Annotated in this window: 7 protein-coding genes and 1 pseudogene; 3 read left to right on the top strand and 5 right to left on the bottom strand. The window is 68.0% G+C overall.

The window, feature by feature from the left end; genetic code table 11:
• Positions 1 to 133 precede the first annotated feature (133 nt).
• Positions 134 to 1365, bottom strand: a protein-coding gene (locus ACIBBH_RS42140) for an IS3 family transposase (RefSeq protein ID WP_399414252.1) whose coding sequence is annotated in 2 segments (ribosomal slippage) — positions 134 to 1044 and positions 1044 to 1365 — 1233 coding nt in all. Because the reading frame shifts where the segments join, the coding sequence is not laid out codon by codon here.
• Positions 1366 to 1409: 44 nt separating this feature from the next.
• Here ACIBBH_RS42140 and ACIBBH_RS42135 point away from each other — a divergent pair.
• From ACIBBH_RS42135 to ACIBBH_RS42125, 3 genes and pseudogenes are all read left to right on the top strand, one after another.
• Complete coding sequence (locus ACIBBH_RS42135) at positions 1410 to 1766, top strand: divalent metal cation transporter (RefSeq protein ID WP_399414250.1); 357 nt, start codon at positions 1410 to 1412, stop codon at positions 1764 to 1766.
• A 201-nt stretch (positions 1767 to 1967) separates the two neighbouring features.
• Positions 1968 to 3203, top strand: coding sequence for an MFS transporter (locus tag ACIBBH_RS42130; protein WP_399414248.1), 1236 nt, complete (start codon positions 1968 to 1970; stop codon positions 3201 to 3203).
• Positions 3204 to 3652: 449 nt separating this feature from the next.
• Positions 3653 to 3931: pseudogene (locus tag ACIBBH_RS42125) on the top strand (heavy metal translocating P-type ATPase); the annotation flags it as partial.
• A gap of 155 nt (positions 3932 to 4086) precedes the next feature.
• On the opposite strand, the gene ACIBBH_RS42120 reads toward ACIBBH_RS42125, so the two are convergent.
• From ACIBBH_RS42120 to ACIBBH_RS42105, 4 genes are all read right to left on the bottom strand, one after another.
• Positions 4087 to 4773, bottom strand: coding sequence for an HNH endonuclease family protein (locus ACIBBH_RS42120; RefSeq protein ID WP_399414246.1), 687 nt, complete (start codon positions 4771 to 4773; stop codon positions 4087 to 4089).
• A 336-nt stretch (positions 4774 to 5109) separates the two neighbouring features.
• Positions 5110 to 5310 carry a hypothetical protein gene (locus tag ACIBBH_RS42115; protein ID WP_399414244.1) on the bottom strand — a complete coding sequence of 67 codons (201 nt, stop codon included), beginning with the start codon at positions 5308 to 5310 and terminating at the stop codon, positions 5110 to 5112.
• A 361-nt stretch (positions 5311 to 5671) separates the two neighbouring features.
• Positions 5672 to 6343 (bottom strand): hypothetical protein, encoded by a 672-nt coding sequence (locus ACIBBH_RS42110; RefSeq protein ID WP_399414242.1) that lies wholly within the window; start codon positions 6341 to 6343, stop codon positions 5672 to 5674.
• On the bottom strand, positions 6340 to 6615 hold a 276-nt coding region (locus ACIBBH_RS42105; RefSeq protein WP_399414240.1), incomplete at its 5' end, for a sigma-70 family RNA polymerase sigma factor. The genes ACIBBH_RS42105 and ACIBBH_RS42110, both read right to left, overlap by 4 nt.

Raw genomic sequence — 6615 nt, 5'->3', positions numbered from 1 at the left:
ACGTCATCCGTCGGCGCTCTGCCCAGGCGCCGGGTGACCTGGGCGCGTAGTTTGCCCAGCGCGGTGTGCTGGGCAGGCCGATGCGTGCATGAAAAGGGTCTTGTCCCCGAGGGGTGGACACCTGTTCGTGTCGTTATGCGGCGAGTGTCAGGGTAGCTGACTGCTGCTCGTAGGCGATCGGTGCCTGCTGTCCATTCGCGGAGTGCCGCCGGCGGGTGTTGTAGCGGGTGGTCCAGCGGAAGACCGCCAGGCGGCAGGCGCGGGCCCCGGCGAAGCGGCGGGCACCATGGAGCGTCTCGCGTTTGAGGGCCGCGTTGAAGCTCTCGGCGAGAGCGTTGTCCGCGCTCGTACCGACCGTGCCCATGGACTGCCGCACCCCCAACTCGGCGCAGATTCCGGCGAATTGGCGGGAGGTGTACTGCGCTCCGTGATCGCTGTGGAATACGGCTCCGGCCAGGCTGCCGCGGGTCGCGGCGGCTGCTCTGAGCGCGTCGGCGACCAGCGAGGTGCGCATGTGGTCGGCGATCGACCAGCCCACCAGGCGGCGCGAGAAGCAGTCGATCACGGTCGCGAGATACAGGAACTCGCCGTCGCCCACCGGCAGGTAGGTGATGTCGCCGACGTACTTGGTGTTCGGAGCGCTCGCGGTGAAGTCGCGCCGGAACAGGTCCGGCACCGGTGTGGCGGACGGTTCGGGCACGGTGGTGACCTGGCGCTTGCGCAGTCGCAGCCCGGCGATGCCGTACTTGCGCATGACCCGTCCGACGCGCTTGTGGTTCACGCGCTCACCGTCGTCGCGCAGCTCGGCGGTGATCCGGGGCCGACCGTAGGTGCCGTCCCACTCGGTGTGCACGGCCCTGATCCGCTCGGCGAGCGCGGCGTCCGCCCGCTCACGCGCGGCGCGGGCCTCCCGGCCGGCCCGCCACTTGTAAAAGCTGGAGCGGGCGACCTCCAGCACGTGGCACAACCGCTTCACGCTCCAGGCGCGGTGGTGGTCCTCAATGAACTTGAAGCGGTTCACCAGTTCATCTCGGTGGCGAAAAACTTCGTCGCCTTGCGGAGAATGTCCCGTTCGGTGGCCAGCGTCGCGTTCTGTTTGCGGAGGTCCTTATTCTCCGCACGCAGGGCCGCTATCTCGGACTCCAGCTCTTCCTTCGTGGCCTCGCTCACCGGGACGCCCTTCGTGCTCTTGATCATGGCGCCGCTCTGGCCGCGGCGGGCCCGCTCGGCCCGCACCCAGTTGCGCAGCGTCTCCCGGCTGATCCCCAGATCCTTGCCGATGCCCTCGAAGGTGTGGCTCGGGTCCGACAGGTACAGCGCGACGGCGTCCGCCTTGAACTCGGGCGAGTAGACCTTCATCACCATAAGAGATTCCTCCTCGCCGGCCCCTGCCGGGGCCGGGCTCAGAGGTGTCCACCCCTCGGGGACAGGTCCCATCCTCAGTCGGTACCTACGCCGGGCAGATCATCATGTCGGGCTTCCTCAACCGCTCCCTACCGCTCGCCCTGCGCCGCGGCATCACCCTCGCACCAGCCTTGATCCTTTTGTTCGCGGGCGCCGACGCCACCCGCGCTTTGGTGTGGTCCCAGGTCGTCCTGTCCTTCGGTATCCCCTTCGCCCTTGTGCCGTTGATCCTCCTCACCCGCAACCACACGGTCATGGGCTCACTGGCCAACCGCTCGCTCACAACCGTGGTGGCCTCCCTCATTACAGCTCTCGCCAGCGTCCTGAACTTTTGCCTGATCGGCCAAGTCCTCTTGGGCTAACACCGGCGTTTCTGCCAATGACACCGCCGGGTTGCAGGGCGGCCAAGTGGTGCCTTCCAGTCAGGCGGTCTCAAGTTCGGGCCACAAATCTCGCCGTACCAAGGGCGATGCCCGTCACGGTCTCCCCACCGCACGATCACGAGTGTAAGTTGCACTCATAAGTTCCAGTCCTTACTTCAGCCAAGGCTACGGAGCCCGCTCATGCCCCACCTGCTGCCGGACACGAAACCACAGCGCATCCTCGCTGCCTCCAATTTCGTCTACACCGTCGGCAGCGGTCTCTATCTGACCGCAGGAGTGCTGTACTTCACCCAGGCGGTCCGCCTCCCAGCAAGCCAGGTAGGCCTCGGGCTTGGCATAGCAGGCTTCCTCGCTCTGGCCGCCGGCATCGCCGCAGGCCACCTCGCGGACCGGCGCGGTGCACGCGGCGTCTACGTCATCACCCTTACCATCCAGGCCGTGGCAACGGCAGCCTTCCTGTTGGCTGATAGCTTCTGGCCGTTCGTTATCGCGGTGTGCGCAGCGACCGGCGCCAAAGGAGCGGGCCTGGCTGCCCGTAGTCCGCTCATCCGGCACCACGGAGGCGAGCGTCCGCAAGAGTTCCGCGCTTACCTGCGAGCCGTAAGCAACATCGGTATTTCACTCGGTGCCGTCCTGGCAGGCTGGGCCGTCCAGGTAGGCACCCACAGGTCCTATCAGTTGCTCGTCGTCGGCAACGCGATCGCCTTCGCCGCATCCGCGATAGTCATGTTCCTCCTGCCGAAGGTCACTCCGGTGCCCGTGGTAAAGGGACCACGCTGGATAGCCCTGAGAGACCGCCCCTATCTCACCCTCACCGTCCTGGACGGTGTCATGGCCATCCAGTTCAAAGTGCTCACCGTAGCCATACCTCTGTGGCTGGTCACCCGCACCGAAGCACCGCACTGGCTCATCTCCGGCACCATGCTCCTCAACACTCTTCTGGTCATCACCTTCCAGATACGTGCCAGCCGCAACGTCAACAACCCAACGGCTGGGGCATGGGCCTACCGACGCTCCGGCGTCGCCTTCCTCATGGCCAGTGCGCTAATCTCGCTGTCAGCTGGCGTACCGGGCTGGGCCGCGGCAACCCTCCTGCTCACCGCAGTCGTCGTACATACAATCGGTGAACTCTGGCATTCTGCAGCCGGCTTCGAAGTCTCCTTCGCGCTCGCCCCGCAGCACGCCACCGGCCAATACCTCGGGGTGTTCGGACTCGGTGCCGGCCTCGCCGAGGCCGTCGGACCGGCCCTGCTCATCTCCCTATGCATCACCTGGGGACGCCCAGGCTGGTACATCGTCGGTGCAATGTTCCTCTTGGCCGGTCTCGCTGCCCCCTTCACCGTCAGCTGGGCACAGCGGCTGCAAAGCGCAGAGTCCGCCCTCAAGGATGTAGAGCACCAAACAGCCACGGCCTGAAACAGCAGGCACGCACCCGGTGCGCCTAGCGGTGAATTCACCGTATCCCCGGGGCGATACGGCGAATCGTCGGTGCACACCGCGCGCGCTCAGGCGCGCACCGAGACCCTGGCCGGGGCCGGGCTGGTGCAGCGGTTGCGCGCGTCATTCGGTTCATCCTCCAGCGGCGCCCGCGGGAGCGCGGGCTGCCATGGCGGGCTCGGCCGACCGCTGGGGTACTGTCGCGTTCGGCGACAGCGCTGCGGCGGCTTCGGAGGCGGGTACGCCGCCTGCCAGCGCCGGATCTCCTCAACGAGGTGCTGGATCCGTCGCAGTCACTCCGGCGAGGGCTCTAGCCGGGTCGGGGCCATCATGAGGCCTCCGCACTCGAGGGGTTGTCCCTGCACCTTCGCCGTCACCCGCCTGCTCATCGGCCTGCCCGCTGGTCACGTCCCGCCGGCTGGCCCGGCGACATGGAGCAGGCAGGACGGAAGGTGCTGGTGGTCGGCGACGGCGTCAACGACGCCCCGGCGCTGGCTGCCGCCCACACTGGCATCGCCGTGGGCCGCGCCGGATCCGACCTCGCCCTGGAGACCGCCGACGCCGTCGTGGTCCGCGACGAACTGGCCACCATCCCCGCCATCGTCCGTCTCTCGCGTCAAGCGCGCCGTCTGGTCGTACAGAACCTGGTCATCGCCGCGGTGTTCATCACCGCCCTGGTCATCTGGGACCTGGCGAAGCGCTGGCCACCTGGCCCGACCAGCAGTAGGCCCCGGCGTCGGCTACTGGACAGCAGGGTCCTCCTGAGCGTGCCGCACGGCCCTCTTCAGCATGTCTGGTGCCCGCCTCATCCTCACCGACGAAGAAGCCGATGAGGTGCTGGCTATCTGGCCGGTCCCGCAGTTCACCGCGCAAGGGTGACGGTGATGGGGACGTCGGAGCAGTGGCTCAACGTCGTGGCCAGTGCGGTCTGCTCGGTGGCATCGATGCTCAGGCCCCAGCGGGTCTTGTCGGCCACCCAGTCGGTGACGTACTGGCAGCGGTAGGCGACGGCCGGCGGCAGCCACGTGGACGGGTCCTGGTCGGCCTTGGACCGGTTCGACGCCGCCGACACCGCGATCAGCGCCCGCGCGTCCCCGAGGTCATTGGCGTAGGCCTCCCGCTCCGCTGCCGTCCAGGCGTAAGCGCCGGAGTCCCAACTTTCAGCAAGGGGCACCAAATGGTCAACGTCCAGGCCGCGGGGGCCGCTGATGTAGCGGTCGTCGTACGGGGAGTACCACTCCCCGCCGGTCAGGGTGCATTTCGCGCCCTGCACCGGGGCGATGACCGCGTCGGCCTTGAGGACCTCGACACGGGTGTTGCAGCCGTCGTGGTCGGCGTCGGTCCAGTGCCTGAACGTGCTGCGCTCGTACCCGGTGCGGTCCTCTTCCCGCACGGGGAGGGCGGCAAGTGCGTCACGGACGGGCAGAGTCACCGTCGTGCCGGGAACCGCACGCGAGGACGGCGCAGCCGCGGCGGCAGTGTGGGCGGTAGCGGGAACGAGCAGGGCGGCGAAGGCGGCGGCCGCGGCGGCGGTGCGGGCGAGGCCCATCAGCAGGTCCCTTCGAAGATTCTCGAACGATGCGTGGTCTTCGTAGCGGACCGTTCGGTGGACGCGCCCGGCATGTGCGGTGCCCTCACCCGTGCGGTGGGTTAAGTCAGATCAGCCACCGCCACCGAGCAGCTGCTGAACGCCCTGGCCGATAAGGAGAACACCGCGCGCCGGGAGGTCGCCCTGAAGGCGTTCGGCCGGGCCGTCAACGCGGCCACCGCGCCACGGCTGTCCTGGTGGGCGCGGCGGCGCGCCGTTCGGGCTGGCTGACTTGGTCATTCGCAGCCGGCGGTCCTGGAGGGGGTCCCCGCAGGGGGGCTGCGGGCCCTCGATGCATCAGTGGCGGGTCTCCCACCACAGGAGGATCAGGGTCACGGCGCTGCTGCCGAGCTTGTGCGCCGCTCCCTGCATGAACTCGCCCGTGAGGTTCGGCCCTCGCCGGCCGATCCATTTCCGCAGATGACGGATGGTTTCGGCGCTTCGCTTGACCCAGCGGAACGGGTGCTTGGTCTGGCGTTTCGCGTTACGCTCGGACATACGGAGTTCCTCTCGTTAAACAGGCGTGCCGGAACACCGCGCAAGGAGCCCTCCCAACCAGAGGCCTAGGAAACCTGTTGGGATGCAGGGCTCCTTTTGCGTGGAACAGCAGTCTAGTGATGGGTGATTCGGGCTAGATTCGGCCAAGTCTGCACTATTTGGCTTGAGTTGGCGTCCTGTGACTCGGTGAGACCTGGTTTGACTCGGTGAGACTCGGCCAGACTCGCCAAAAGGAAAAGACCAGGTCAGCGTCCCGGCCGACAGGCTTCACCACTCCTTCCGCCGCAGGCGGCGGAAGGGAAACCGCACGTTGAGAACGTAAGGCCTCGGATTGGCAGAACGACACGCTGGCCCGTTGCGGTCAGCGGCGGGTGAAGTCGTGGAGCAGGTCGGCGAGGCGCCGGTCGGGGCGCTGGACGATGATGCAGGAGCCGGTCTTCTCGGTGGCCAGGCGGTCGACCTCCATCTCGAGCCCTCCGGTGGGGGCGCTGGCGAGGCTGGAGCCGGTCCTGCGGACATACGTCGCGACGGACTCCAGGGTGTCGAGGAAGGTGCTGTCGGGGGCTTCGGAGTCGAGGACATCGTCGGTGACCACGTGCAGCCAGTGTCGCGCTTCTCGGGACTCGCCCAGGGCGAGGTGGTGCAGGTGCAGGCAGTACGCGGCGGCGCGGTGGCCGGCCCCGGCGGCGAGCTGCCACCAGAACTGGGCGCTTTCGCGGTGGTCGGTCAGGTACAGGAGGCAGGCGAAGACGAGGGCGCCGTCGACGTCCAGGTGGCCGTCGTCCGCAGGGGTTGCGGGTTCCTGGGCGAGGCGGTCGACGTGGTCGGCGGCGTCGGGCTTGTTGAGGATCCAGCGGCACACCACGGACAGCCGCTGCCCGGCCTCGGTGGCGCGGACGGTGTCCGGGTGCGGCTTGGCCGCAACGGCGGCCGCGTCGGCGGCGAGACGGCGCAGGGCTGCGCCCACGTCGAAGCCGTCCCGCGGGCCGGTGGGGATACGGGCGTCGGCCAGAAGCTCATCGATGGCGGTCACTGTCCTGCCCCTTTCTTGTTCTTGCCGGGCGCCGCGGGCAGACCGAGCCGGATGCGCAGGCGTTCCTTGCCCTTGCGGCCGTGGTAGTCGACGGTGCGGGTGTCCAGGCCCATGTAGCGGGCGATCCGCTTGGTGGGGTAGCCGAGCAGGTGGCGCAGGACGATCACGGTGAACTGGCGGGTGGGCAGTTCCAGGATCGCCTCGTACAGGCCGCCGGCACTGCTGTTGAGCTCCATCTGGCTGCGGACCGCCTTGAGGTTCTTCGCTATCGG

The organism is Streptomyces sp. NPDC051636 (assembly GCF_044453765.1).
Taxonomy (GTDB): domain Bacteria; phylum Actinomycetota; class Actinomycetes; order Streptomycetales; family Streptomycetaceae; genus Streptomyces.
The sequence above is the reverse complement of the archived record's forward strand: the minus strand, read 5'-3'. Positions and strand labels throughout refer to the sequence as shown.

Coding starts and splice junctions, on each gene's coding strand:
- ACIBBH_RS42130 (WP_399414248.1), top strand. CDS start 1,968: ATGCCCCACCTGCTGCCGGACACGAAACCACAGCGCATCCTCGCTGCC.
- ACIBBH_RS42120 (WP_399414246.1), bottom strand. CDS start 4,773: ATGGGCCTCGCCCGCACCGCCGCCGCGGCCGCCGCCTTCGCCGCCCTG.
- ACIBBH_RS42115 (WP_399414244.1), bottom strand. CDS start 5,310: ATGTCCGAGCGTAACGCGAAACGCCAGACCAAGCACCCGTTCCGCTGG.